This is a genomic window from Methylocystis rosea SV97, assembly GCF_000372845.1.
GTDB lineage: Bacteria > Pseudomonadota > Alphaproteobacteria > Rhizobiales > Beijerinckiaceae > Methylocystis > Methylocystis rosea.
The window spans coordinates 123,312-147,182 of the sequence record NZ_KB889964.1 but is presented as its reverse complement, the minus strand read 5'-3'; the positions used below and the strand labels follow the sequence as shown (position 1 = coordinate 147,182).

The following is a 23,871-nucleotide window of genomic DNA, read 5'->3' as shown; positions in this document are numbered from 1 at the left end:
TCAGTCGACGACGCCCATGATGTCGCTTTCCTTCATGATGAGGAGGTCTTCGCCGTCGATCTTGACCTCGGTGCCGGACCATTTACCGAACAGCACGCGGTCGCCGGTCTTCACGTCGAGAGGGGTGAGCTTGCCGCTCTCGTCGCGTCCGCCGGGACCAACCGCGACCACCTTGCCTTCCTGTGGCTTTTCCTTCGCGGTGTCGGGAATGATAATGCCGCCTTTGGACTTTTCTTCGCCCTCGAGGCGTTTGATGACGACGCGGTCATGCAGCGGACGGAAGGCCATATCGGTTTTTCCTTATTCTGGGCCGGCGGCAGTCGACGGGAACCGTCGAACGGCAAAGCGATGATCAAAACGAGAGGGTTCTGGCACTCAATTTCCTTGAGTGCCAGAACCCTCTCCAGGAATAAGGATGTCCTTGAGCGTTTACAAGACGCCCCGCCCCAGCTGTCGATGGGCAGTTCAATATGGACTCCGGAACGTTGGGACGATTCTGGTCACTCCATGTGAGATCCTTGGGCACGCAGTCTCGATTGAAAGAATCAGGCAGTGCTCAAGCGCCATGGGCGAAACTGACATTGCGGTCGAAAATGCTTTGGTCGATCGACCGGTCGACGAGTTCCATTTTGAGTGCCCAAAGCGCGTGCACCAGTCTCGATTGAAATGCCCGAAAGTGGCACTTCAGTCTCAGCGACGCCATTGAATTTCAATGACGGGCGAGTCCCGCCTTGAAGTGCCAATCGACAGGTGGTTCTAAGGGGAACTTTGTCCCGACTAGGCGATGCCTGAATTGATGGAGCTTTCAGTTCGCTTGGGCCGTTTGTTGCCGTACCACAAGGCGGCGGACGACGCGGTCGCCTGAAGGAAATTTCAGTAGTCAAGAACCTCAGCCATGACATGGTTTTCGGCCAATTGCGCGAGATGGAGACCTGGACGGGTGATCTTCCTTCTAGGCCTGAGGTCGCATCACAGGCATATACTTTGCTGAAACATTTGATCGGAACGTGAAAGCAGTTCTTCATGCCCCAGCAGTAAGAAATTGGAGACGCCGTGCATTCCCCGCTTCGCGACTTTTTGCCCCGCTGCCATGATCAATTCGCGGCCGACGATTCCGGCGCAGTGGCAGACTACATCCCAGAACTCACCAGGGCCAACCCAACCCATTTCGGCATCAGCCTCGCGACAATCGATGGATTTGTCTACGAGGTTGGTGACAGCGCCGCGCCCTTCACGATCCAGTCGATCTCTAAGGCGTTCGTGTTCGCGCTTGCTCTTGAAACGCTCGGCCACGAGCGCGTGGAAGCAACAATCGGCGTCGAGCCCAGCGGCGAAGCATTCAATTCGATCCGACGGTGGTCGCGGCGGTAGCCGCCTTTGGCGTCGCGCATCAGCTTGGCGTCGGCCTCGGCGGCGCGCTTGCGCAATTCCGCGATGTGCTCCGGCCGGCGTTCCGTGCGCTCTTAGCGGTGATGGAGAACCGAGGAAAGGATGTGCTCAAGTCGTTCGGGCTTGAGTAGCCGCCGCTCGATATGGTCGGCGACTCCATGGGTGCGGTTTGTCCCTTGCAGCCGGTCTCGCCCTGCCGGGCCTTGGTCGAGCAGGTGTAATAGCGGTAGCGCCCGCTTTTGCCGGTGAGCAGCGTCATGGCCATGCCACAGCCGGCGCAAAAGCAGATGCCGGTCAGCAGCGTCGGCTCCGGGGGGCAGTCGCTCGTCGAACCACTGGTCGCCGGCGCATCCCCAGAATTGATTTCTGATCGGGACTAAAATGCACAGCGGCGATGCCTTTTAGCGCGGCAAATCGGCTCAACAAACAGTCCAAGGTGGAAGATCGCAACCAACGCCAGAGCCGCCTCGGCCTAGGCGCCGGTCACATGTGGACACGGAGCCGAAGATCAAGGGAGCACGCTTTCCCAGTGCTTTGTATCGAATCCATTAATGACGCCATGAGCAAGCATCATGCGCCGAGTAACGTTCGACAGGATAGAATCCGTCGGCGTCCAAAGCCGTCCCGGAGTTCCCATGCGAACGAGCCTAATCCTCCTGTCAATGCTGGCCGTTTTTGTGAGCCGAGCGGAAGCCGCGCAGCAGCCCAACTACGAAATCATAGCGAGGCTCGCGCAAGCGCCCGGCAACGTCACGGTCACCGGGAGTGGCAAAATTATCATGAGCCAGCATCAGTTCTACGAACCGAATTACTCGGTCGTTGAGCATCGCGACGACGGTTCTCTCGCGCCCTTTCCGAACAAGGAGTTCAATGACCGGCTGAGCCATTCTGAGCTAAAGCTGGATTCTGTTCTTGGCATTAGGAGTGACGCCAACGGCGTTGTCTGGATGCTCGATAATGGCCTGCGCAGCGGAGTCACGCCAAAACTCGTCGGCTGGGATACGAAGGCCGACAAGTTGCACCGCGTTATCTATTTGCCGCCGCCTATCGCGCCCAAAGATGCGTTCGTTAACGATTTTACCGTCGACGGCAAGCACAACAAGATATTCATCGCCGATCCCGCAGGTGGAGCAAATGCAGCGATTATCGTGGTGGATTTGCAAACGGGCGCCGCGCGTCGCGTGTTGGAAGGTCATTCCAGCGTTGTGCCCGAGAAAATCGATCTCGTCATCGATGGGCGCCCCATTCAGGTGAAAGACTCCGCCGGCTATCTCGTGCGACCCCATATCGGCGTCAATCCGATCACAGAAGATCTGCAGAACGAATGGGTGTATTTTGGTCCTATGCACGGAACGAGCCTTTACCGCATAAAGGCCGCTGATGCGGCCGATGAAGCTCTCGACGAAAGGCAGCTTGGTGCGCGGGTTGAGCGCTATAGCGCTAAGCCCATTTGCGATGGCATTAGCATCGACAGGGACAATAACATCTACCTCGGCGATCTTGCAGAAAATGCGATCGGGGTCATCAAGGGGGATCGCAGTTACCAGCGAGTCGCACAAAACGAAGAGTTATCCTGGGTCGACTCTCTCAGTTTTGGGCCGGGAGGCAAGCTCTATACCGTCGTCAATCGCTTGCACAAATCCGCTGTTCTAAACGGCGGAGAGTTATTGTCGAAGCCGCCGTATTTCCTCATCGACGTCAAAGCGATGGCCCCCGGACTCGCGGGCAGATGAGGCTTTGGCTTACCGGCAAAAGGCAAAGGTGTCGTCAAGCTCAGATAGCTAAACACGCAGGTTCCGGGAAACTTCGACGATTTGATCACGCAACCAGCGATGGGCGGGGTCGAGATCATGGAGCGGGTGCCAGACCATGACGAGGTCATAGGCCGGCAATTCGATCGGGATGGGCACAATTTTCAGCGGGGCAAGGCCGATAAAGTCAAGGGCGATCCGCTCCGGCAGGGACAAGATCATATCGGTCTTCGCCACAATGAAGGGGGCCGAGAGGAAGTGGGGCACGATCAACGCGATACGGCGCGCCAGCCCTCTCTCGGCGAGCCACTCGTCGATTAGTCCAACGCGTGTGCCGGTACGGGAGATCAACATGTGCTTGCGCGAGACATATTCCTCAAGCGTTAGCCGACCGCTTTTGCCGACCGTATGCTGCCTGCAGACGACGCAGGCCATGCGGTCTTCAAAAAGTTTCGTTCTGCTCAAATAGGCAGGCGGCTTCAGTATCGCATCGAAGCCCAGCACGACATCGAGATCATTGTGCTCAAGATCCGCTTCGGGAAAGGGCAACTCGGTTCTCTTGACATGGATGTCGATGCCCGGAGCGCCCAGCGCAATGCGCTCGACGAGCGGAGGGAGCACCAGCAGGTCCATGTAATCGGTTGCGGCGATCACAAACCGTCGCCTGCTTTGTGCAGGATCGAATTCTTCCGGCGCACGGATCAGCCGCTTGATGTCGCGTAGTAGGGCCTTCACCGGGTCGACCAGCGACAGCGCGCGCTCTGTCGGCTTCATGCCTCCCGGGGTCTTGACGAGTAGTGGATCGTCCAACTGTTGTCTGAGCCGCTGCAAGGTATGGCTCATCGCCGACTGCGTAACGAACAGGCGTACGGCGGCGCGCGAGACGTTCTTCTCCTCCATGAGGAGATCAAACGCCACGAGCAGGTTGAGATCAAAATTATGCAGTTCAGTCACCGTTTAGCCTCATCACCTCTCTTGCCCAGCCCGACGATGTGCGCCTGTGATTTTTATTCATAGGCCTATCAAAACTCGCCATTTCACGCAGAGCCTAGCCTCGCATAGCTTCCCGAAAGTTGCGCCGTCTCGTCGTTCGCCATTCTGGCCGCCGCTCGGGAAAGAGCCGCACAGAGAGCCAACCTTCGTGGAGGACCGCATGACTGGCAAATCCCTAGATATTCCAGCACGGCCCTATACAGGGGAAAAGTCGAGACTGAGCCGCGCTTATGACTATCTGATCCTGGTGCTCGCGTTATTCCTTTTCATTGGCTCCTTCCACTTGCATGTTGCTCTGACTGTCGGCGACTGGGACTTCTGGCAAGACTGGAAGGATCGGCAATGGTGGCCGCTTATCACTCCCCTGATGATGATTACCTTCCCCGCGGCGGTACAGGCCGTGCTTTGGCCAAATTTCAGGTTGCCGCTTGGCGCGACGCTTTGCATTTCATGCTTGCTGATCGGCACATGGATCACGCGCTTCTTCGCCTATCACATGTGGAACTTTTTCCCGATAAACGAAGTCTTGCCAGCCACGATGTTGCCGAGCGCCCTCGTCCTCGACGCGATTCTGATGTTGAGCAACAGTCTGACTGTCACGAGCATCTTTGGCGGCATGGCGTTCGCCCTGCTTTTCTATCCGACCAACTGGCCGATTTTCGGCATGTTTCACGTGCCGGTGGAGTATGGCGGCGCGCAGCTCACCGTGGCCGATCTCTTCGGCTTTCAATACATCCGCGCGGGGACGCCTGAATATCTTCGCATCATCGAGCGTGGAACGCTGCGAACCTACGGCCAATATGCAACGCCGTTGTCGGCGTTTTGTTCGGCGCTGCTTTGCACCCTGATGTATCCGCTCTGGTGGTATCTGGGAAAAGCATTTGCGACGACAAAGTACGTCAAGAATATCTGAGGGAGAGACAACGAGATGAAAAAGTCGCTCAAGTCTCTTTTCAGTGCCGTTTACCTCGGATTATGCGCCGGAGCGCTTGCTCCCGAAGCAGCGCTCGCCCATGGCGAAAAGGCCCTGGAACCTTTCGTACGTATGCGTACGATCCAATGGTACGATGTGGCGTGGTCGAAGGCAAAGCTCAATGTCAATGAAGAGGTTGTCATCACCGGTAAGTTCCACGTCAACGCGGACTGGCCGCGCGGGGTGGCGCAACCGGACGCGACCTATCTGAATGTCTCCGCTCCGGGGCCCGTCTTTATTCGAACCAAGCGTTACCTCAACGGACAATCGTCCGTCAGCTCCTCCGCTTTGAAACTCGGCGGCGACTATGACTTCAAGATCGTGATGAAGGCCAGGATCCCTGGTCGGTTCCATCTGCATCCGTTCATCAACCTGCATGATGCGGGCTCCGTCGTGGGCCCGGGCCAATGGATGGAAGTCGAGGGCGATGCCTCCGCATTCACTAACCAGATCAAGACGCTCGATGGCAGCGTGATCGACATGGAGACATACGGGCTCGCGAATGGCGTCGCCTGGCACGGCTTCTGGATCGCGCTCGGTTCGGCGTGGCTACTGTGGTGGGTCAGGCGTCCGCTGTTTATTCCACGCTATAAATTGCTGCATGCCGGCCAAGAGACGAGCCTTATCTCCACGCTCGACCGGAAGATTGGCGCGGCGATCATCTTCGCAGTTCCGATGATCGTATTCGGCGCGAACTTCGTAACGGATCTAAAATATCCAAACGCCATCCCTCTGCAAGCCGCAATGGATCAGATCGATCCGCTTCCGCCCGCCGTCGACGTCGGAGCGGTGCAGGTCAAGATTCAGCGCGCCGAATACAATGTGCCTGCTCGAGCAATGATCATGACCGCGCTGCTTCATAACGGCTCCGACCATCCCGTCCGGGTTGGCGAGTTCGCGACCGCGAATGTGCGCTTCCTTAACCCCGCGGTTGTCCAGCCGCCACAGGACGAGGGCGCCGCTTTGGCTGCACGCGAAGGGCTGAGCATCGACACGGCCGATCCCATTGCGCCGGGCGAGACGAGAACGATCCGCATCACGGCCGAGGATTCGCTTTGGCAGCGGGAGAGGCTCGATGGCCTGATCCGCGACGCGGATACGCGGATGGGAGGCTTACTCTTCCTCTATGACAACGCGGGCCGACGCTATGTCTCCAGCGTGTCCGCTCCGGTTATCCCGAAATTCTACTGACAATCTCGCGCAGCCGGGCGAAGAGCGTCGCCCGCGTGAAAACACTCCAAGCCAACCAAAGGAGCGGCCATGAGCACCACCGCGCAAACCATCTCCCAATCCACCCCGCAAGCGCCTTTCAATCTGCCCTGGTATCTGAGAGACCTACCGAAATATCTCCTGACCTTCGGCGTGATGACCGTCATCTACGTCGGCTTTAGGATGTATCAGGGCGCTTATGCTATTTCGACCGGCCTAGATTCTTCCGATCCCGCGTTCGACGTTCATTGGATGCGATTGCTCTACCTCGAAGGTGCATTTCTGTTGATCGTGTTTCCGACGCTGTGGGGCTATGTTTGGTTCACCCGGGACCGAAACCTCGACAAGATTACGCCAAAGGAGGAGATTACGCGCTACTTCACGCTGACGATGTGGATCAGTATCTACACATTCGCCGTTTATTGGGCCGGCAGCTATTTTGCGGAGCAGGACAATTCCTGGCATCAGGTTTCCGTCCGCGACACGCCTTTCACCGCCAACCACATCATCGAGTTCTACTTCAACTTTCCCTTCTACATCCTGATGGGCGGCTCGGCGTGGCTGTACGCGAGGACGCGCCTGCCGCTTTACGCCGAGGGGATTTCCCTCCCTCTGACGCTTGCGGTCGTCGGTCCGTTCATGATCTTCGTTAGTGTGGGATTTAACGAGTGGGGCCATACCTTCTGGTTTCGGGAGGAGTTCTTCGCTGCGCCGATTCACTGGGGTTTCGTCACTGGCGTGTGGTTTGCTCTTGGTGTCGGCGGAATTTTGCTGCAACAGGTGATGCGTCTCATTCAACTGTTGGACCAGATCGAGGACGCGGCCTGACAAAGGCGCCTGCAGCGCGTGCGTGCGTCCCCACGAACCTCGGGGCGCCCGTTTTCTAGAGCGATCCGTACTGAAGCTGCGCCCGATCCGCATCGCCCAAAATAGGAGAGCTCAAATGCCTCTCGTGCGTATCGATCTCATCGAAGGCAAACCTTTCGAATATTGTCGCGGCATCGGCGATGTCGTCTATCACGCGATGACCGAGGTCTTGAAGGTTCCAAAGGACGATCGCTTCCAGGTGATCGCCGAACATCCAGAACACTCCCTCATTGCCGACGAGAATTACCTTGGAATCAAACGCACGCAGGACTGCGTGTTCATCCAGATCACGCTCAATGCAGGTAGGTCGGTCGAGCAGAAGAAATCTTTTTATCGTGCGGTGACGAAAGAACTTCATTCCCGCCTGGGACTTCGCGTTGAGGACGTTTTCATCAGCCTCGTCGAGGTTCCCAAGGAGAACTGGTCGTTCGGGAACGGCGAAGCGCAATACGCTGATATGTGAGTCTTGGAATGACAATTGGCCGACTGACAATCAAAAGCATCAGGGCTCGGCCCTTGCTGCTCAAATTGGAACGCCCGATCGTGGCCAGAATAGCGACGATCTCCGACTGGCCTGTGATCCTCATCGATCTGTTCACAAACGAAGGAATCGTTGGGCGCAGCTACCTCGAACCGTACACGGCAAAGGCGATGAAATATATCGTTGCCGCCTTGGAGGATTTTGGCGAGCTTGTCGATGGTCATGCCGTCGCGCCGACCGAGATATTCGAGCTAACCCGCAAGTCTCTCCATTTCGTTGGCTACCAGGGCTTGAGTATGATCGCCGTTTCGGGCCTCGATATAGCGGCGTGGGACGCCTTGGCGAAGGCCGCGAATCTACCCTTGTGCGTGCTCCTCGGAGGCACGGTTGGGCCGGTGAAGGCATATAACAGCAACGGTCTTTGGCTGACTGATCCAGCGCAATTAGGGGAGGAAGCAGCGAGACTCATCCAAGAAGGAGGATTCGCCGGACTGAAAATCCGGCTAGGCCGCGCAACCGCAGATCAGGATTTGCGCGCTATCGAGGCGGTGCGCGCTGCAGGTGGCCCCGATGTTCATTTGATGGCGGATTTCAATCAAGGGCTCGATCTTGCTGAAGCGCTCGTGAGATGCCAATCGGTCGACAGCTTGGGCCTGGATTGGATCGAGGAACCCATCGTTTACGACAATCTGGATGGATATGCGCGCCTCGCTTCGCAACTGAAAACGCCGTTGCAGATAGGAGAAAATTTCTACGGTCATCGGGATCTGCACCGTGCGCTTCAAATGAAGGCATGCGACCTCGTAATGCCAGACTTCATGAGGATCGGCGGCGTAACCGGCTGGCTAAAATCGGCAGCCATTGCGGCGGCGTTCGGGGCGCCCATTTCTACGCACCTCTATCCAGAGGTCGGCGCCCACGTTATGCGGGTTTCAGAAACGTCGCATTGGCTTGAGTGGCAGAATTGGGTCAATCCAATCCTTAAGCAGCCCTATGAGGTCGTGGACGGCATGTTGCATATACCCGCTGTCGCCGGAGTAGGACTTGATTGGGATGAAGCTGCTATTGGAGTCAGGGACTGACCGCTTGTGCGGCGCACGCTCCAGAAAAACGACCTGAACGCGAACCCTCGAAACGAATGCTGGCCGATCGGAAAAGGAGCGGAATCGGCGCGCCGATCGCGCGGCAGAAAAATTGCCGCACAGAAGCGCGCCCGGTCATAGCGCCGCAGCAAAGCAATATTGCCCATCTTCGTCGACCGGGGCACGCCAATAAATTCAATAGCTTGAGTGATATGAAATGTCGCACGAACGCCGCATACGGAAAATATGCGGAAAATACGTTGCGCGACTGGAGCCGCCAAATGCCTTCGCAGGCGCGCGAACTGCTTGTCGGGAGCCATCTTGGCTTGAGAATCCGATTCCGAATCGAAGAAGCCATTGAACGTGAGAATATTGAAGGTCATATCCTCACGTTTAATGGCTTTGCCTCGTTGCTTGAGCTGTAAGCGCTGTTACGGCCCCACCTTCAAACGCGAGATGAAAGCGGCGAGTCTGATCTCCTGATTTGGAGATAAGGCTCGTGTCTAGACTTGATCCTTCGATTGAGCCGAACGGCTCCGGGTTACGGCGCATCGAGGTGATCACTGGAGCTGGCGGGCGGCGCCGGTGGTCCGAAGGGGAGAAGGCGCTGGCAGTCGAAGAGTCGCTGGCTCCTGACGCGGTCGTCTCGCAGGTCGCGCGTCGACATGGCGCTACGCCACAGCAACTGTTCACCTGGCGAAGGGAGGCGCGCCGGAGGGCAGAGGCGGCGGGCGCCCCGCCATTTGTTCCGGCAATTGCGGAGAACGCCGTCACCGCTGTGCACGCGGCGGCGCGTGGGCCGAAGGCGGAGCCCGCCGCTCCCGTCGTGGAGATCGAGATCGGCGAGGCGCATGTGTGGATCTGGCGTGATGCGGACATCGGCATGGCAACGGCGATCCTGCACGCCTTGCGAACCTCGCCAGGCGCAAAGTGATCGGCCCGACGGGCGCGGTTCGCGTCATGGTGGCGACGAAGCCCGTCGACTTCCGTAAGGGCGCGGAGGGTCTCGCGGCGCTGGTGCGCGAGACGATGCAGGCCGATCCCTTCGACGGCGCGATTTACGTTTTCCGCGCCAAGCGCGCGGATCGGGTTAAACTCGTGTTCTGGGACGGCACGGGCGTATGCCTCTTCGCCAAGCGACTGGAGGACGGCGAGTTCCGCTGGCCCAAGATCGATGACGGCGTCATGCGATTGTCGGCGGCGCAATTTTCGGCGCTGCTCGAGGGGCTCGACTGGCGCCGCGTCCACGGCGCGAAGGAGACGTCGGCGCCGACCTTGCCGGGATGATGCGACACAGTGAATCAGGGCGTCGAAGAGCGTCGAAAGACGGCGGAAAATATGGTCTTCTGCGTTTATGGCGCAGGCGATCGAGACGCTTCCCGACGATCCGAACGAACTGAAGGCGATGCTCCTCGCCGAGCGGGCGCGCAACGAGCGCCTCGTTCAGATCATCAAGGAGATGCAGCGCCATCGCTTCGGACGGCGCGCCGAAACGCTTCCCGAAGACCAGATGCTGCTCGCGCTCGAAGAGGTCGAGCAGACGGAAGCCGGCGCGGCGGCGGCGACGGAAGCAAAATCCGCCGCCGAACGCGAGAAGGCGGCCAGAAAGCGCCGCACGAACCGTGGCGCGCTGCCGGCGCATCTGCCGCGCATCGAAACCATCGTCGACATCGACGAGAAGGCCTGTCCCTGCTGCAAGGGCGCGCTCCACCGGATCGGCGAGGATGTCTCCGAGCGGCTCGACGTCGTCCCGGCGCAGTTCCGCGTGCTGGTGACGCGGCGTCCCAAATACGGCTGTCGCGCCTGCGAGGGCGCAATCGTGCAGGCGCCGGCCCCGGCGCGGTTGATCGAAGGCGGACTGCCGACCGAGGCGACCGTCGCCCATGTGCTCGTCTCCAAATACGCCGATCATCTTCCGCTGTATCGCCAGGCCCAGATTTACGCCCGGCAGGGGATCGCCCTCGACCGTTCGACGCTCGCCGACTGGGTTGGCCGCGCCGCCTGGCATTTGCGGCCCGTGCATGAGCGGCTTCTGGAACACATCAGGTCGTCGACAAAAATCTTCGCCGACGAGACAAGGGCGCCGGTGCTCGACCCCGGGCGCGGGCGCACCAAGACCGGCCAACTTTGGGCTTATGCGCGCGACGACCGGCCATGGGGCGGCGCCGATCCGCCGATCGCCGTCTATGTCTATGCGCAAAACCGAAAGTCCGAGCAGCCGCTCACGCACATTGCCGGCTTCACGGGTGTCGTGCAGGTCGACGGTTACGCCGGCTATCGCGCGCTGGCGCAGAAGAACAGCGTGTCGCTCGCCTTCTGCTGGTCTCACGTTCGCCGGCGCTTTTACGAACTCGCCGCGGCAGGTCCTGCGCCGATCGCCAGCGAGGCGCTGGCGCGCATCGGCGCGCTCTACGCCATCGAGAGCGACATCAAAGGTCGGAGCCCGGATGATCGGCGCGCGGCGCGACAGGAAAAATCCCGCCCCATCCTCGACGCCCTCGAGCCATGGCTGCGTGAAAAGCTCGCGCTGATCAGCCAGAAGACCAAGCTCGCCGAGGCGATCCGCTACGCGCTCTCGCGCTGGGACGGCCTGACGCGCTTCATCGACGACGGGCGCATCGAGATCGACTCGAACATCGTCGAGCGCGCGATCCGCCCCATCGCGCTCAATCGCAAGAACGCGCTCTTCGCCGGCTCCGACGGCGGGGCCGAGAACTGGGCGATCGTCGCGTCGCTCATCGAGACCTGCAAACTGAACGGCGTCGATCCGATGGCCTATATGGCCGATGTCCTCGCGAAGATCGACGGACATCTCGCGAGCAAGATCGACGAGCTCATGCCATGGGCCTACGCGCAGCCGGTCGCTCTCAAAGACGTGGCCTGAAAACAGCGCTTACCTTGAGCTTCAAGCCTGGCTGTTCGCATAGGCGTTCGAACGCTATTCGCCCCCGGAGCGTTGTCTCCTCCCAAACAACATAGAGGATTGCGGGATTGGCGATCGTTCGCGAAACGCCGCCAAGAGCGCCGGACGGAATGGGATCGGAAGAGCTGCAACGGCGGCATGGTGGATCCTGCGCTTGATAGGCCGTGCAAGCTCGTCGAATTCGGGAAAGATCGTGTTAAGCGTCCAGCCGACAGCGGGGTCGCGATCATTCGCGCCGGGAGGGCGCCGGGTCTGCACGAGTAGCGCGCGCATGAGCGCGACCGGGGAATAGTCGAACGAGCTGTTGCCGTGAAGGAACGTTCGATGACCGCCTCGCCGGCAACAACTTCTTTCCACACATCCGCGAATGGGCTGGTGTCGCACAATGTTCCGCCGGTATCGGGCCGCTCGTTCGTGTCCGACAAAGGCGCGCCGCAAGCAGGGCAGGCGACCCGCCAAGCTTTTCGCCAATGCTTTGGGACCGCGCCGGATGCGCTATCGCGCGCGTGCCGATCGGCGCAGGGCCGGCAAATTTGCGGCGCTCGGTTGCGGCAGATTAATTCGGCGGATCGTGCTGGCGTATCAATGAACGTCATCGCGATGAGCGCGATCGGATCGCATCGGAGTTTTTCAGATAGGCGCGCGACCTGTGTCAACCCCAGCCGATGGTCGAGAAGCGAGAGGTTGCGCGTGCCGAGCATCAGCCATTTGGCGAAAAACGGCTTCGACACCCCATAGTAGGCCGCGTGCCTCGCCAACCACGACGAGAGCAGCTCGTCGTCGACCGGCTTCAGCACCACTGGCAGCGGCCTACGAGCGTCGTCCTCGTCGTCGATCATTGGAAAGTCGCCTCGTCTTCCCCCAAAGGCTTGTAGCGCTCCAGTGCTTCGTCGGTGATCCGTTCTTCGCCGCTTCGATGACTTCGATCGCCACGTCATTGAGCATGCGGAATATCCGTGCGCTGACTCCACCGCTGACCAACAGAATGCGTCGCAAGCCTTTCACCGTCAGAACGCTCGGTTCCTTCATGGCAGGTTACGCACGATGGCAAGGACGAGTTGCTCGAACTCTTTGTCCGCTATCCATCGCGGTAACGAGATGGAGTCAAAGCGGCGCGCCAATTGCACGTCGCCATTGATCGCCTGGCGCGCTTCCATAAAATCCCAAAACAAACCAGAGACAGTTTCAGTTCGTTGCTCAAATAGCGCAGCGTGTTGAAGACGACGCGCTGTTCACGCCAGGAAGCCGCGAGCACGTTATGGATCTCATCCCAAACCAACACTTGAACGCCGAGGTCGTTCAGCAGGCGGACTGTGGTCCTTTCGAGTTCGACAATTGTGGCGCGCGGGTTCTGCGGCGTGCCCAGCACCGCGAGAATTTGCGCGAAGAGACGGCGCTCATTGGGCGTCCCGCCAATTCGACAACCAACAATTTCGCCTTCGGTCCGTATGGCTTTTCGCGGGCGCTCAGCACGTAGTCGTCTTGGAACTTTTCCACCAGCACGGATTTGCCCATTGTTGGGAGCCATCTTGGTATGAGAATATTGAACGTCGCACCAAAAAAGCCATCGAATGTGAGAATATCGCCTTCGCGAACGTCGTCCGCGCCGCCCATCGGCGTGCAGCAAATCTTCAAAAAGGTTGAAGCACCAAATTCTCAAATTAAATGGCGTCAGCAAGCCATATTGTCAAATTAAATGGATATTCCCAAGCATCATGGCTCCGATTAAATCGTTGATTTTCTTGAAATCGAATTCTCACGCCAACATGGCTCCCGACAGTCAGGTTCGCGCGCCTCGATTTCGACCCTGTAGCTGTTTGGTGCCGCACGATACGGTGCCTGCAAGTCGATTGATGGCGTTGATGGCGGGGCGAGCAACCCCCGAGCTTGAGCGCGTACAAGCGGAATTGGGCGCACGGCTTTCATTTCGCGAAGCGAGCCCGGTTCTTGATCTTTTCGTGCCCGCAACCCGCCCTCACAATCACAAAAGCGTTCGAAATCGCCTCGCGCGGGTTGCAGATCACATCGAGACGAAAGACCTGTCGAGTCCACATCGCATGAGCCGCGTCGGACCAGGCCCGATGTCCGTTTTCATTGATGGCGCCTATATACGCCCCGTTCCGGGATTTCAGACTCGACATTTCGAGATCATCATGGGATGCGTCGATACCGATGAACGCGTGGCACGCCTTTGTGTCCGCGCCAAATATTTCGACGAGCAAGGTCGATATTATTCGAGCTGCGTTACGCGCCCAGGGTTGGATTCCCGGCAGAGACATCACAGTCTTCAGCGATGGCGATCCCGCGCTCAGAGGCGCTGTCGTCAGCGCGGAAAGACAGCAAGTCACGCATATTCTCGACTGGTTTCACATTTCAATGCGCGTACGTCACATTGAGCAGACTTTCGAAGGCATCCGTCAATTCGAACCAGAATTGAAGTCTTGGCTCCTGACATCGGCCTATTGCGACGTGCCGCGCCTACGTCATCTCCTATGGAGCGGCTACGTTGACGAGACCCGCGACGCGCTCAGGCTGATGAGCTATTGGGTTCGCAGCGCCGTCTCCGAACATACCCACGAGATCAACGCAAAAATGAAACGATTTCTGGTGCTCATCGACGAGTTGGCGACATACCCATGAGCCGATCCACAAAGACGGGGTTCATGAACAGGGACTTATACAGGTCAAGCGTTTGAGCATGAGGCGGATCATGGCGAGACGGACGAAAGCGGCGATGGTGGTCGCATAGCGCTCAAAGTCGTGCATGAGGCGACGGTTTCGGCTGATCCAGGCGAGCGTTCGTTTGACAATCCAGCGCCTGGGCAGCGCAACGAAACCTTTCGCATCGGACCTTTTGACGATCTCGATTTTCCAGGACCCGGTCGCGGCGATGGTACGCGCCATTTTCGGCCCCTGATATCCGGCATCGGCGAAGATTTTTGCGATGAAAGGGAAGCGCCGCCGCGCGCTTTGCAATAGATGACCTGCCCCTGAGAAATTCCTCCAGAAGCGATTAGAGTCCGGCCCATTACAGGACGGACACGATGAAGAAGAAGCGGTTCACGGAAGAACAGATCATCGGGATTTTGCGGGAGCAGGAGGCCGGCGCGAAAGCGGTGGATCTGGCGCGCAAATACGCGGTGTCGGAAACGACGCTCTACAATTGGAAAGCCAAGTTCGGCGGCATGACGTCTCCGAGGCCAAGCGCCTAAACGCCTTGGAAGATGAGAACGCGCGGCTGAAAAAAACTTGGCTGAAGCCATGCTGGATTCGGCGGCGCTTCGTGAGCTGCTTTCAAAAAATGTATGGTCCGCCCCGTCCGTGCAAGGGTCGCGTTCGTTCTGACGTTCCAGTCTGCATAAATGTATCCGGCCTCTCGCGAGCGAGCTGCTGTTGCAGCCAGGCCATGATGAGATACGCACACGCCGTTCTCGAATAATGGTGCGGGCGCGAAGCCCGGTTTTTTGCCCAGAGCTTACGGCGCGCCGATCAACTGTTTCGTCATCACTCTCCCGAACCTCGCAGTCTGTTGAAAAGGGCAATCAGGCTGCTGCCGGACCGCGCTTCTCATAGGTTGCGCCGGGCGTCGTCATGACCACCCAGGCGATGCGCGCGACCTTGGCGGCAAGCGCCACGACCGCTTTGTTGTTGTGCATTCGGCTCTGAAGCCGCCCCAACCAACCGCCGAGCCGATCGCGCGATCGGTCCAAGTGTAACAGGCATGACCGGGAGCCGTGGATCAGAAGCCAGCGCAGATAGGCGTTTCCTCGCTTGCTGATCCCGAGCAATGTCGTCTTGCCCCCGGTTGAGTGTTCGCGCGGCGTGAGCCCGAGCCAAGCCGCCATATCTCGAGCTTTTTTAAACTGCGCGCCTTTGCCCGCCGCTGCGAGCAGCGCCGTCGCCGCGAGCGGTCCAATGCCCGGGATCGTCATCAGACGCCGGGCGGTGTCGTCAGCCGCCGCTGTCGCTTCAATCTCGCGCGAGGTCTCGGAGATTCGCGCTTCGAGCTGTCGCACGTCTTCGAATAGGCTGGCGAGCAGTCTGCGCATCGCTGGCGTGAGATCGTTCTCTTCATTCGCCAGGACCTTTGGCAGGTCTGCCTTGAATCTGCCGACGCCCTGATGCATCGCTATGCCATATTCCAGGCAAAAGGCGCGCATTTGACAGACGAGGCGTGTCCGCTGGGCCACCATCCGGTCACGGACGCGATGCAGTGCCTGGAGATCGATCTGCTCCGGCGAGCGCACTTCGACGAAGCGCATTGTTGGCCGCGAGACCGTCTCGGCGATTGCTTCCGCGTCGATGATATCGTTCTTGTTGGACTTGACGTAAGGTTTGACGAACCTCGCGGGGACGATCCGGACCCTGTGTCCGAAGGCTATAATCTTTCGCGCCAGCCATTGGGAGCCTGGACAGGCTTCCATGCCAACGACTGTCGGCTTCGCGCGCTCAAAAAATTGCAGCAGCGTATCCCGCCGAAAGCTCGCTCGCTGGATCGGCGAGCCAGATGCGTCGATCCCGACCACGTGGAAAACATTCTTGCCGATATCGACGCCGAACACGGCTGCGTCCTTTGGTTTGTTACGTTCCGCCATAGCCTATCCTCCTGTGCCAAGGGGCCGCATTCTGCGGCGGGAGGACGGGGCGGACCATCCCATTAATGGTAGGGCCCGCCGTCAAGCGCGACGCCGTCGCGCACCTTCGGCCGTGATGGGCCTGTCGGAACGTCGAGCCTGCCAAATCGTCGAGGTGGATCGCAAGACCGTTCGCTATTCGCCGCGGCGACCGACGGACACGGAGCTTCGCGCCAAGCTGCGCGATCTCGCCAACGCTCGCCGACGCTTCGGCTATCGGCGGCTGTTCGTTTTGCTGCGGCAGGAGGGCGAGCGATCGGGCAAGAACCGCATCTATCGGCTTATCGCGAGGAAGGGCTGACGGTGAGGAAGCGCCGCGCGCGCCGCCGCGCCGTGGGAACGGGCGCCGATCCCCGTCGAGGCGAAGCCCAACGCGCGCTGGTCGCTGGACTTCGTGCACGACCAGTTCCCCTGCGGGCGGCGGTTCCGCATCCTCAATGTCGTCGATGACGTGACACGCGAATGCCTGGCCGCGATTCCGGACACGTCGATCTCGGGCAAGCGCGTCGGGCGCGAGCTGACGACGCTGATCGCAAGGCGCGGCAAGCCGGGCATGATCGTCTCCGACCATGGGACGGAGTTCACTTCGAACGCCATCCTATCGTGGGCGAACGAAAACAAGGTCGAGTGGCATTACATCGCGCCGGGCAAGCCCATGCAGAACGGCTTTTGCGAGAGCTTCAACGGTCGCATGCGCGACGAACTGCTCAACGAAACGCTGTTCTTCGGGCTCGATCACGCCAAAGCGGCGATCGGGGCTTGGGCGGACGATTACAACCACGAACGCCCGCATTTGTCCCTCGGCTACGCGACGCCGGCGGAATATGCGGCCAATCTCACCGCAACAGGCGATCGGCTGCGCAACCCCGACCAGCTGCGCCGATCGCCTGTTGCTGCACCCGCGCCCTCGGGCGTATCAACCGCCGGGACTCAACTTGCTACTGGATGAAAGTTCGGGGGCAGGTCAGATGGACTGATGACCCGCGGGGAACGGGCGGCACTCCCTATATGCAGTGGCTACGACAGATGCTGGACGAAACCGAGGCGCACTCTCTTTGAGCAGTGACGCAAGCATGATCGAATCGGCGCCGCGCCTAAGGCGAGGCAAAAGATGGAACTCGCGCATGAAAGCGATCGCGATCGATGATTACGGCGAAGCGGGCAATCTGAGCATGCGAGACTTGCCAGATCCGCAGCCAGGCGACGAGGAGATACTGGTTCGTGTGCGAGCAGCCGGCGTGAACCCCTTGGATTGGAAAATTCGCCAAGGCCAATTGCGATTCTTCCTCCGCCTGCGCTTCCCCTATGTCTTAGGGTCGGATATCGCCGGCGAGGTCGTGTCGTCAGGCAGGCTTGCCACAAAGTTCAAGGCGGGCGATGCCGTTTTTGGCTTCAGCGATCCGAGGCGGGGCGGTGGTTACGCCGAAATCGCGGTCGTGAAGCAGGCGACGGCAGCCTCGAAGCTCGAGTCGCTGGACTACGCCGAGGCCGCTTCATTGCCGGTCGCAGGTTGCGCTGCCTTGCAGGCTCTGCGTGACCTCGGCGATGTCTCCCGAGGCGCAAGGGTTCTCATCCATGGCGGGGCGGGTGGGGTCGGCCACTTTGCCGTACAGATCGCCAAAGCGCTTGGCGCAGTGACCACTGCCACCTGTGGCCCTTCCAATGTCGAGTTCGTCCGTTCACTCGGAACGGATGCGGTCATCGACTACCACCAGCGTGATTTTCTTGCTGGCGAGGACACTTACGACGTCGTCTTCGACGCCGTGGGCAAGACTTCATTCTCCGCCTGCCGAAAGATTCTGGCACCGGGCGGCATCTATATCACGACGTTGCCGAGCCCGGAGTTCTTCCTCTCGAGCGCCATTCAGAAGATTGCGAAGATATTCGGCAGAGCCAAGCAGGCCAGGCTGCTCATGGTTCGTCCCAACAGCGACGATCTCACGTATCTCGGTCAACTGGCGGACGAGGGAAAACTAAAACCGGTCGTATGCGTTAGGCTTCCCCTTGAACACGCGGCAGAAGCCCACCGCGTCAGCCAAGCCGGCCACGTGCGTGGAAAGATCGTCTTGGAGATATTTGATCACGCGCAATCTGGCCCGCCCGCCTGACTTGATTGCCTATGGAGCGAATTGTTGGAACCGGAATGTGATGCGGCTTGGCGCCGGCGCTTTCCGCGTGGTCTTTTGGCCGCGCCGAAAGAAGATGTCGCGTCGCCTGCGTTCGTTCCACTGACCGTCGACGATGATCTACAACGTTACGCATCCCTTTGACAGTGGCGGCTATCGCGCGCCTTCAAGAATGATCCTGGCGCTCGGATCGTGCGGCCCGTCGCGGTCCACTTGATGCGGATAGCGACGCATGACGTCGCGCGGCCTGGCGCTCAAGGCTTCATCACGCCTGTGCTCGCTTACCGCGTCGTCCCAAACCTGGCCAAAATCATAATGACGCTCATAGGCAAAAGCCGATCCAGCCGAAAGCGCGACGCCTAGCGCCGCAGCGGCAAAAACGTTTTTAAAGGACATCCTTCTCTCCATCTTCGTCACGCGCTCGCTGGCCGCGTTGCTTCAGGTTGAAGTCTATGGCGCGCCCAGCGACCACACGCAGAGGGACGACCTCCTCTGGTGTCGGGTCGCGCCGCCATTGCGAGCGGAACACCTGAACCAGCTGCGAAGGTCGAAGTCTGGGGACGAAGTTTAGCCGGTAACGCGGTTTGTGAAAAATTCAAAGATTACAACAATTCCTTATGTGAAACAGAAGTAGCGCATGGACTCACTCCTCAACGGTTGTCTTCATTGCTCATCTCCGGGTTTGGTTTTGACCCCTGCGCATATGCGCGCCGGGTCGCGTCGTCGTCTTCCGGATTATCTCGCCAAGACGGCTCCCGTAGCGATGCCAGCGTTCATTGATCGGCGTCAAAGTTTGCCAGGGAAGCTAAATTCGCACAAACTCCGCGCGCCTATTTCCTGGTCATTCGGGAAAGGCAGGGAGGAACGTAGTCATGAACCGCAGAATTTTCGCTCTCGCTCTAGGGTTTGTTGGGATTTGGGATTCTCATCTGAGCTTGGCTGTAATTCAAGCTTTTGATGAACCGATTCGTTTTGACTGACGCCCAATGGGCGAAGATGGAGCCCTTTTGTCTTGGCAAACAGGGCGATCCCGGCCGCAGCGGCAACAACAACCGTTTGTTCGTGGAGGCGGTGTTGTGGATTGCTCGCACCGGCAGTCCGTGGCGTGATCTGCCGCGCGCATTCGGGCATTGGAACAGCGTGTTCACACGGTTCCGCGACTGGGTGAAGGCGGATGTCTGGAAACGGCTGTTTGACGCCGTCTGCGACGAACCCGACATGGAATACGCCATGGTCGACGCCACCATCGTCAAGGTTCACCGTCACGGACAGGGCGCAAAAGGGGGACTTCGAGCCAGGCCATCGGCCGGTCAAAAGGCGGCATGACCACCAAAATCCTGGCGCTCACCGATGCGCTCGGCAATCTCGTGCGCTTCACGCTCATGCCCGGACAGCGTTTCGATACAGTTGGCGTTGCGCCGCTCCTTGAGGGCGCCGCTTTCGGCGCGCTGATCGCCGACAAGGCGTTCGACAGCAACGCCATCATCGCCGATCTCGACGTGCGCGGCGCCAAAGTCGTCATCTCCCAACATCCGCGCCGGGCAAAACCTCTTGCCATTGACGAGGAGATGTACAAATGGCGGCATTTGATCGAAAACTTCTTCGGCAAACTCAAGGAGTTCAAACGCATTGCGCTCCGCGCCGACAAAACCGATCAGAGCTTCGCCGCCATGATCCACGTCGCCGCCGACAGGCCCTAGACCGCTCGCCAGTTTCAGATAGGTGTCATTTGGCTTAACGAGATGGAGGGTCAATGGTCGCAGCTCACATAGCCGACACAAAAACAGCTCGTCACGAGGGAGTAGATCGCCTCGTCGGGATCTGGCGGGTCGGATATGATCGAGGCCTCCTGACCGCCCTTGCGGGAGCAGTTGAAAATCAGATAGCCATGTGACTCGCGATCCGGGCCGAATGGCGTGAGGACGTAACGCGAGTCGTCTTGCCCAGGCTTTGGTCGAATAGACGTGCCGCCGAGGCGGCTGGTCTGCCCCCTGGCGACCAGGAATACGGCGGGCTGGAAGGGCCCGGTCGTGCGGCCCTGGATGTCCTGAAAACGATCGCCGGGGAATTTTTCGACGATTTCGATGCTGGGAAGATATCGAAGCGTTTCCACGGCGTTGGAGGCGTTGACCTGCTCGGTGATTTGCTTCGCGGTGATGGTCTGGACGACGGCTGGAATATTGTCTTCACCCCATGGGGAAGCGATCTCCCCATGAGGCGACATGCCCAAGAATCGCGTCCGGTTTTTCACCAGGGGCGCGCCATGTCGTCAATCAACGCCATCTCTTCCGATAAGCTCGCGCGCCTCATCGGCGTTCCACATTGTCCTGCGCTCATCGATGTGCGGACCGACGGGGAATGGGAAAGCGATCCACGCTTCGTTCCCGGGGCAGCGCGACGCCCTCACGCTTCTGTTACCGAATGGGCCGGCGAAATTGCCGGCCGCGCTGTCATCATCATTGATCAGAAAGGCGACGATCTCGGCGAAGGTATCGCCGCCTGGCTGCGGCATGCCGGCGCCGATTCAGCCGAGGTGCTGATCGGAGGACATGTCGCCTGGGCGCAATCGAACGGGCCGCTCGTGCCAGAGGCTAATTTGCCGCCGCGCGACGCACTGGGGCGCGCCGTATGGGTCACGCGCGCGCGCCCAAAGGTTGATCGGATCGCCTGTCCCTGGCTGATCCGTCGTTTCGTCGATCCGGCCGCCGTCTTTCTGTTGGTCTCGGCGGCGGAGGTTCAAGGCGTCGCCGAACGTTTTTCCGCCGCTCCCTTCGATATCGATGGCGCCTTCTGGAGTCATCGCGGCGAGTGCTGCACCTTCGATACGATGCTGGACGAGTGGGGGCTCGCCCTGGAGCCGCTGCAAAGGCTCTCGGTCATCGTGCGCGGCGCGGATACGGCGCGGCCTGATCTCGCGCCGGAGGCTGCGGGACTTCTTGCCGCCTCGCTCGGACTATCGCGCATGTATCCCGACAATCTCGACCAGCTTGATGCCGGACTGGCGCTTTATGACGCCTTCTATCGATGGTGTCGCGATGCGACAGACGAGCCGCACAACTGGCCTGCGACCAAATCCGGGAAAACCACATGAACGCGCCGACGAAAATTCAGGCGGCGGATCACGGCGTCTCGTTGCGGGAGGCGTTGGGCGTCTGGGCGCGTATCGCTCTGCTGAGCTTTGGCGGTCCCGCCGGCCAGATCGCGCTGATGCACAGGGTTCTGGTTGAAGAGAAGCGTTGGCTCTCCGAAACGCGCTTCCTGCATGCGCTCAACTACTGCATGCTCCTTCCTGGCCCTGAGGCGCAGCAACTCGCCACTTACGTGGGTTGGCTGATGCATGGGACGCGCGGCGGCGTGATGGCGGGAGGGTTGTTTGTCCTGCCGGGCGCTGTCGCGATCATGGCGCTAAGCATCATCTATGCGCTCCTTGGCAAGCTCGGTTTCGTCGCGGCCGCGTTCTTTGGACTGAAGGCCGCCGTGTTGGCGATCGTTCTACAGGCGGTGCTGCGCGTCGGTAAGCGGGCTCTCAGGAACCGCATCATGCAAGGGCTCGCCGTCGCCGCCTTCGTGGGGATTTTCTTTTTCGACGTTTCGTTCCCGCTGATCATCCTGAGCGCGGGTCTGATTGGATATTTCGGCGGTAGGGCGAAGCTCTCACAATTCGCCGGCGGCGGACACGGCGGCGCAAACGCATCGGCTGACGGCGGCAGTCTGCTTGGGGACGGGTTTTCCGCGCTTGCCACGCCTTCGGCCGTGAGCGCGCTAAAGGTCGCAGCGATTTGGCTCATTCTCTGGCTTGCGCCCGTCGCGGCCCTGCTCGCATTGCTCGGGCCGGCCAACGTCTTTAGCCAAATCGCGGTCTTCTTTAGCAAGATGGCCAGGGTGACTTTCGGCGGCGCCTATGCGGTGCTCGCTTATGTGGCGCAGCAGGCGGTCGACAATCTCCATTGGCTGCAGTCGCGCGAAATGCTCGACGGTCTTGGGATGGCGGAAACCACGCCTGGGCCCCTGATTATGGTGCTGCAATTCGTGGGATTTCTGGCGGCCTATCGCCAACCAGGCGCATTGCCGCCGTCAATCGCCGGCGCGCTCGGCGGGCTGCTTACGACATGGGTGACCTTTGCACCCTGCTTCTTGTGGATTTTCCTTGGAGCGCCCTTTGTCGAGAAGATGCGCGGCGACAAGGCGCTCGCCGGCGCGCTCGTAGCGATCACGGCGGCAGTCGTCGGCGTTATCCTCAATCTTGCGATCTGGTTCGCAATCCATGTTCTGTTTTGCGAAGTCGTAGCGGTGCACGGGTTTGGGCTTTCATTTGCGGCTCCCGTGCTTGCGAGTGTCAATCCTTGGGCGCTACTTCTTACAGCTGGCGCGATGATCGCAGTGTTCCGCTTCAACGTCGGGATGTTACAGACGCTCGCCGCCTGCATGGCGGCGGGCTTGCTGCTCTATCTATTCGGTGCGTAGCCCTTCGGCGTTTGGACGGCCGCCTTCTCAACCAAAATCCATCGCTGGGAGGATGTGACATGCAGATCAAGGTAGTTCTCAAAGTAGCGGCGCTCGGCTGCTCTCTTCTCGCTTCTGTGGCAGCGGCCGGCGAATTCGACGCCAAGCAGGTCGACGCCATTTTCGCCAGAACGCCTGCGCAGGCGGATGGCGTTTATCGCTATGGCTTCCCGCGCTCAGACCTGAACGTCGTTGTCGATGGCGTGACGATCAAGTCCGCCCTTGCGCTCGGCGGCTGGGTGGCGTTCCGGCCTGCGCACGGCCAAGCAGCGATCATGGGAGATCTCGTCGTGACGGAATCGGAGGCGAACCCCGTCATGACGACACTTCTGTGGGGGGGTATCCAGGTCACGGCGCTTCACAATCATCTTCTGCGAGCGTCGCAGCCGATTTTCTACATGCACGTCGCGGGCCATGGCGAGGCGAGCAAATTGGCCGAAACAATTCGCGCCGCGCTCGCCCTTACCAAGACGCCGCCAGCGCCAAGCGCCGCGCCCTCGCGCGACCTGCCGCCACTCGATCTCGACGCCACCAAGATCGACGAAGCTCTCGGCACAAAGGGCAAGGTGAATGGCGGCGTCTATCAGTTCAGCATCCCTCGCGCGGACAGAGTGGCTGAGGGTGACATGGTCGTGCCTGCGTCAATGGGATCAGCAAATGTGATCAATTTTCAGCCAACGGGCGACGGCAAAGCTGCAATCGCGGGCGATATCGCGGCGCTGGGTAGCGAAGTCGTCGAGCTGACAACCGCGCTGCGCGCCAATGGAATCGAAGTTGCTATTATTCACAATCACATGCTGAACGAAGAACCGCGGACGTTTTACGTGCATTTCTGGGCGCATGATGACGCAGTCAAACTCGCTGTAGCCCTGTGGGCAGCGCTCGACAAGACGAACGTCTCGAGAAAGTAAATCTGACGAACGTGAACGCCGATCTTTCA

At 59.6% G+C, this 23,871-nt stretch carries 26 protein-coding genes and 3 pseudogenes; 21 read left to right on the top strand and 8 right to left on the bottom strand.

All coding sequences use genetic code 11. From position 1 onward, the window contains the following. Positions 1-288, bottom strand: coding sequence for a co-chaperone GroES (gene groES / locus A3OO_RS0119690; protein WP_018409567.1), 288 nt, complete (start codon positions 286-288; stop codon positions 1-3). A gap of 765 nt (positions 289-1,053) precedes the next feature. Between groES and A3OO_RS0119680 the strand changes: the two are divergent. From A3OO_RS0119680 to A3OO_RS0119665, 4 genes and pseudogenes are all read left to right on the top strand, one after another. Next, positions 1,054-1,353, top strand: a pseudogene (locus tag A3OO_RS0119680) (glutaminase); the annotation flags it as partial. Positions 1,354-1,355: 2 nt separating this feature from the next. Further along, a complete protein-coding gene (locus tag A3OO_RS24100; protein WP_018409564.1) occupies positions 1,356-1,520 on the top strand; it encodes a hypothetical protein in 165 nt (54 codons plus the stop codon). Positions 1,521-1,646: 126 nt separating this feature from the next. After that, positions 1,647-1,769 (top strand): hypothetical protein, encoded by a 123-nt coding sequence (locus A3OO_RS24635; protein ID WP_280642665.1) that lies wholly within the window; start codon positions 1,647-1,649, stop codon positions 1,767-1,769. Positions 1,770-2,024: 255 nt separating this feature from the next. Further along, complete coding sequence (locus tag A3OO_RS0119665; protein ID WP_026223176.1) at positions 2,025-3,122, top strand: L-dopachrome tautomerase-related protein; 1,098 nt, start codon at positions 2,025-2,027, stop codon at positions 3,120-3,122. Between the two features lie 48 nt (positions 3,123-3,170). Here A3OO_RS0119665 and A3OO_RS0119660 read toward each other — a convergent pair whose 3' ends face one another. Continuing rightward, positions 3,171-4,058: a LysR family transcriptional regulator gene (locus A3OO_RS0119660; RefSeq protein WP_280642668.1), complete on the bottom strand. Its 888-nt coding sequence runs from the start codon at positions 4,056-4,058 to the stop codon at positions 3,171-3,173. A 223-nt stretch (positions 4,059-4,281) separates the two neighbouring features. Between A3OO_RS0119660 and amoA the strand changes: the two genes are divergently transcribed. From amoA to tnpC, 9 genes are all read left to right on the top strand, one after another. Then, positions 4,282-5,046 carry a bacterial ammonia monooxygenase, subunit AmoA gene (gene amoA, locus A3OO_RS0119655; protein ID WP_198008876.1) on the top strand — a complete coding sequence of 255 codons (765 nt, stop codon included), beginning with the start codon at positions 4,282-4,284 and terminating at the stop codon, positions 5,044-5,046. A gap of 15 nt (positions 5,047-5,061) precedes the next feature. Continuing rightward, positions 5,062-6,297 carry a bacterial ammonia monooxygenase, subunit AmoB gene (amoB, locus tag A3OO_RS0119650; protein WP_018409560.1) on the top strand — a complete coding sequence of 412 codons (1,236 nt, stop codon included), beginning with the start codon at positions 5,062-5,064 and terminating at the stop codon, positions 6,295-6,297. Positions 6,298-6,366: 69 nt separating this feature from the next. Then, positions 6,367-7,143, top strand: a complete 777-nt coding sequence (amoC, locus tag A3OO_RS0119645) for a bacterial ammonia monooxygenase, subunit AmoC (RefSeq protein ID WP_018409559.1) — start codon at positions 6,367-6,369, stop codon at positions 7,141-7,143. A gap of 115 nt (positions 7,144-7,258) precedes the next feature. Then, positions 7,259-7,645 (top strand): tautomerase family protein, encoded by a 387-nt coding sequence (locus A3OO_RS0119640; RefSeq protein ID WP_018409558.1) that lies wholly within the window; start codon positions 7,259-7,261, stop codon positions 7,643-7,645. Positions 7,646-7,698: 53 nt separating this feature from the next. Then, positions 7,699-8,745, top strand: a complete 1,047-nt coding sequence (locus tag A3OO_RS0119635) for an enolase C-terminal domain-like protein (RefSeq protein ID WP_198008875.1) — start codon at positions 7,699-7,701, stop codon at positions 8,743-8,745. A gap of 56 nt (positions 8,746-8,801) precedes the next feature. After that, on the top strand, positions 8,802-9,170 hold the full coding sequence (locus A3OO_RS0119630; RefSeq protein WP_018409556.1) for a hypothetical protein: 369 nt from the start codon (positions 8,802-8,804) through the stop codon (positions 9,168-9,170). A gap of 74 nt (positions 9,171-9,244) precedes the next feature. Continuing rightward, on the top strand, positions 9,245-9,679 hold the full coding sequence (gene tnpA, locus A3OO_RS0119625) for an IS66-like element accessory protein TnpA (RefSeq protein ID WP_026223174.1): 435 nt from the start codon (positions 9,245-9,247) through the stop codon (positions 9,677-9,679). Next, positions 9,676-10,032 carry an IS66 family insertion sequence element accessory protein TnpB gene (tnpB, locus tag A3OO_RS0119620; protein WP_018409554.1) on the top strand — a complete coding sequence of 119 codons (357 nt, stop codon included), beginning with the start codon at positions 9,676-9,678 and terminating at the stop codon, positions 10,030-10,032. Before tnpA ends, tnpB begins: the two co-directional genes overlap by 4 nt. Before the next feature lie 67 nt (positions 10,033-10,099). Next, complete coding sequence (gene tnpC, locus A3OO_RS0119615; protein WP_018409553.1) at positions 10,100-11,629, top strand: IS66 family transposase; 1,530 nt, start codon at positions 10,100-10,102, stop codon at positions 11,627-11,629. Here the strand turns inward: tnpC and A3OO_RS24885 are convergent. Beyond that, the gene (locus tag A3OO_RS24885) at positions 11,593-12,507 is read right to left on the bottom strand and encodes a TniQ family protein (RefSeq protein WP_026223173.1); all 915 of its coding nucleotides are present in this window, start codon (positions 12,505-12,507) and stop codon (positions 11,593-11,595) included. The genes tnpC and A3OO_RS24885 overlap by 37 nt on opposite strands. Positions 12,508-12,746: 239 nt before the next feature. Beyond that, complete coding sequence (locus A3OO_RS24095) at positions 12,747-13,346, bottom strand: TniB family NTP-binding protein (protein WP_198008874.1); 600 nt, start codon at positions 13,344-13,346, stop codon at positions 12,747-12,749. Between the two features lie 494 nt (positions 13,347-13,840). On the opposite strand from A3OO_RS24095, the gene A3OO_RS24880 reads away from it, so the two are divergent. Next, entirely contained in the window at positions 13,841-14,308 is a 468-nt protein-coding gene (locus A3OO_RS24880) for a hypothetical protein (protein WP_156824964.1), read from the top strand. 21 nt (positions 14,309-14,329) lie between these two features. Here A3OO_RS24880 and A3OO_RS22300 read toward each other — a convergent pair whose 3' ends face one another. Continuing rightward, entirely contained in the window at positions 14,330-14,644 is a 315-nt protein-coding gene (locus tag A3OO_RS22300; RefSeq protein ID WP_018409547.1) for an IS5/IS1182 family transposase, read from the bottom strand. 68 nt (positions 14,645-14,712) lie between these two features. On the opposite strand from A3OO_RS22300, the pseudogene A3OO_RS22295 reads away from it, so the two are divergent. After that, a pseudogene (locus A3OO_RS22295) lies at positions 14,713-14,974 on the top strand (transposase); the annotation flags it as partial. A 236-nt stretch (positions 14,975-15,210) separates the two neighbouring features. Here A3OO_RS22295 and A3OO_RS0119575 read toward each other — a convergent pair. Then, positions 15,211-16,263 (bottom strand): IS110 family RNA-guided transposase, encoded by a 1,053-nt coding sequence (locus A3OO_RS0119575; RefSeq protein ID WP_018409546.1) that lies wholly within the window; start codon positions 16,261-16,263, stop codon positions 15,211-15,213. 65 nt (positions 16,264-16,328) lie between these two features. Between A3OO_RS0119575 and A3OO_RS22290 the strand changes: the two are divergent. Together A3OO_RS22290 and A3OO_RS0119565 are read left to right on the top strand one after the other, a co-directional pair. After that, positions 16,329-17,251 (top strand): annotated as a pseudogene (locus A3OO_RS22290) (IS3 family transposase); the annotation flags it as partial. A gap of 175 nt (positions 17,252-17,426) precedes the next feature. Further along, positions 17,427-18,410 (top strand): NAD(P)-dependent alcohol dehydrogenase, encoded by a 984-nt coding sequence (locus A3OO_RS0119565; RefSeq protein WP_018409545.1) that lies wholly within the window; start codon positions 17,427-17,429, stop codon positions 18,408-18,410. A 171-nt stretch (positions 18,411-18,581) separates the two neighbouring features. Here A3OO_RS0119565 and A3OO_RS0119555 read toward each other — a convergent pair whose 3' ends face one another. Then, positions 18,582-18,824 (bottom strand): hypothetical protein, encoded by a 243-nt coding sequence (locus A3OO_RS0119555; RefSeq protein WP_018409544.1) that lies wholly within the window; start codon positions 18,822-18,824, stop codon positions 18,582-18,584. Between the two features lie 561 nt (positions 18,825-19,385). Here A3OO_RS0119555 and A3OO_RS23235 point away from each other — a divergent pair. Next, positions 19,386-20,128 (top strand): IS5 family transposase gene (locus A3OO_RS23235; protein WP_156824962.1). Its coding sequence is split into 2 segments (ribosomal slippage): positions 19,386-19,716 and positions 19,716-20,128, totalling 744 coding nucleotides; the frame shifts between segments, so codons are not numbered across the junction. A 50-nt stretch (positions 20,129-20,178) separates the two neighbouring features. Here the strand turns inward: A3OO_RS23235 and A3OO_RS0119540 are convergent. Next, positions 20,179-20,652: a TonB-dependent receptor plug domain-containing protein gene (locus A3OO_RS0119540; protein WP_018409541.1), complete on the bottom strand. Its 474-nt coding sequence runs from the start codon at positions 20,650-20,652 to the stop codon at positions 20,179-20,181. A gap of 39 nt (positions 20,653-20,691) precedes the next feature. On the opposite strand from A3OO_RS0119540, the gene A3OO_RS0119535 reads away from it, so the two are divergent. Genes A3OO_RS0119535 through A3OO_RS0119525 form a run of 3 tightly spaced genes read left to right on the top strand, consistent with a single transcriptional unit; the run spans position 20,692 to position 23,842 of the window. Further along, the gene (locus A3OO_RS0119535) at positions 20,692-21,519 is read left to right on the top strand and encodes a chromate resistance protein ChrB domain-containing protein (protein ID WP_018409540.1); all 828 of its coding nucleotides are present in this window, start codon (positions 20,692-20,694) and stop codon (positions 21,517-21,519) included. After that, the gene (gene chrA, locus A3OO_RS0119530; RefSeq protein WP_018409539.1) at positions 21,516-22,892 is read left to right on the top strand and encodes a chromate efflux transporter; all 1,377 of its coding nucleotides are present in this window, start codon (positions 21,516-21,518) and stop codon (positions 22,890-22,892) included. Before A3OO_RS0119535 ends, chrA begins: the two co-directional genes overlap by 4 nt. A gap of 59 nt (positions 22,893-22,951) precedes the next feature. Beyond that, positions 22,952-23,842 (top strand): DUF1259 domain-containing protein, encoded by an 891-nt coding sequence (locus tag A3OO_RS0119525; protein ID WP_018409538.1) that lies wholly within the window; start codon positions 22,952-22,954, stop codon positions 23,840-23,842. Positions 23,843-23,871: the final 29 nt, after the last annotated feature.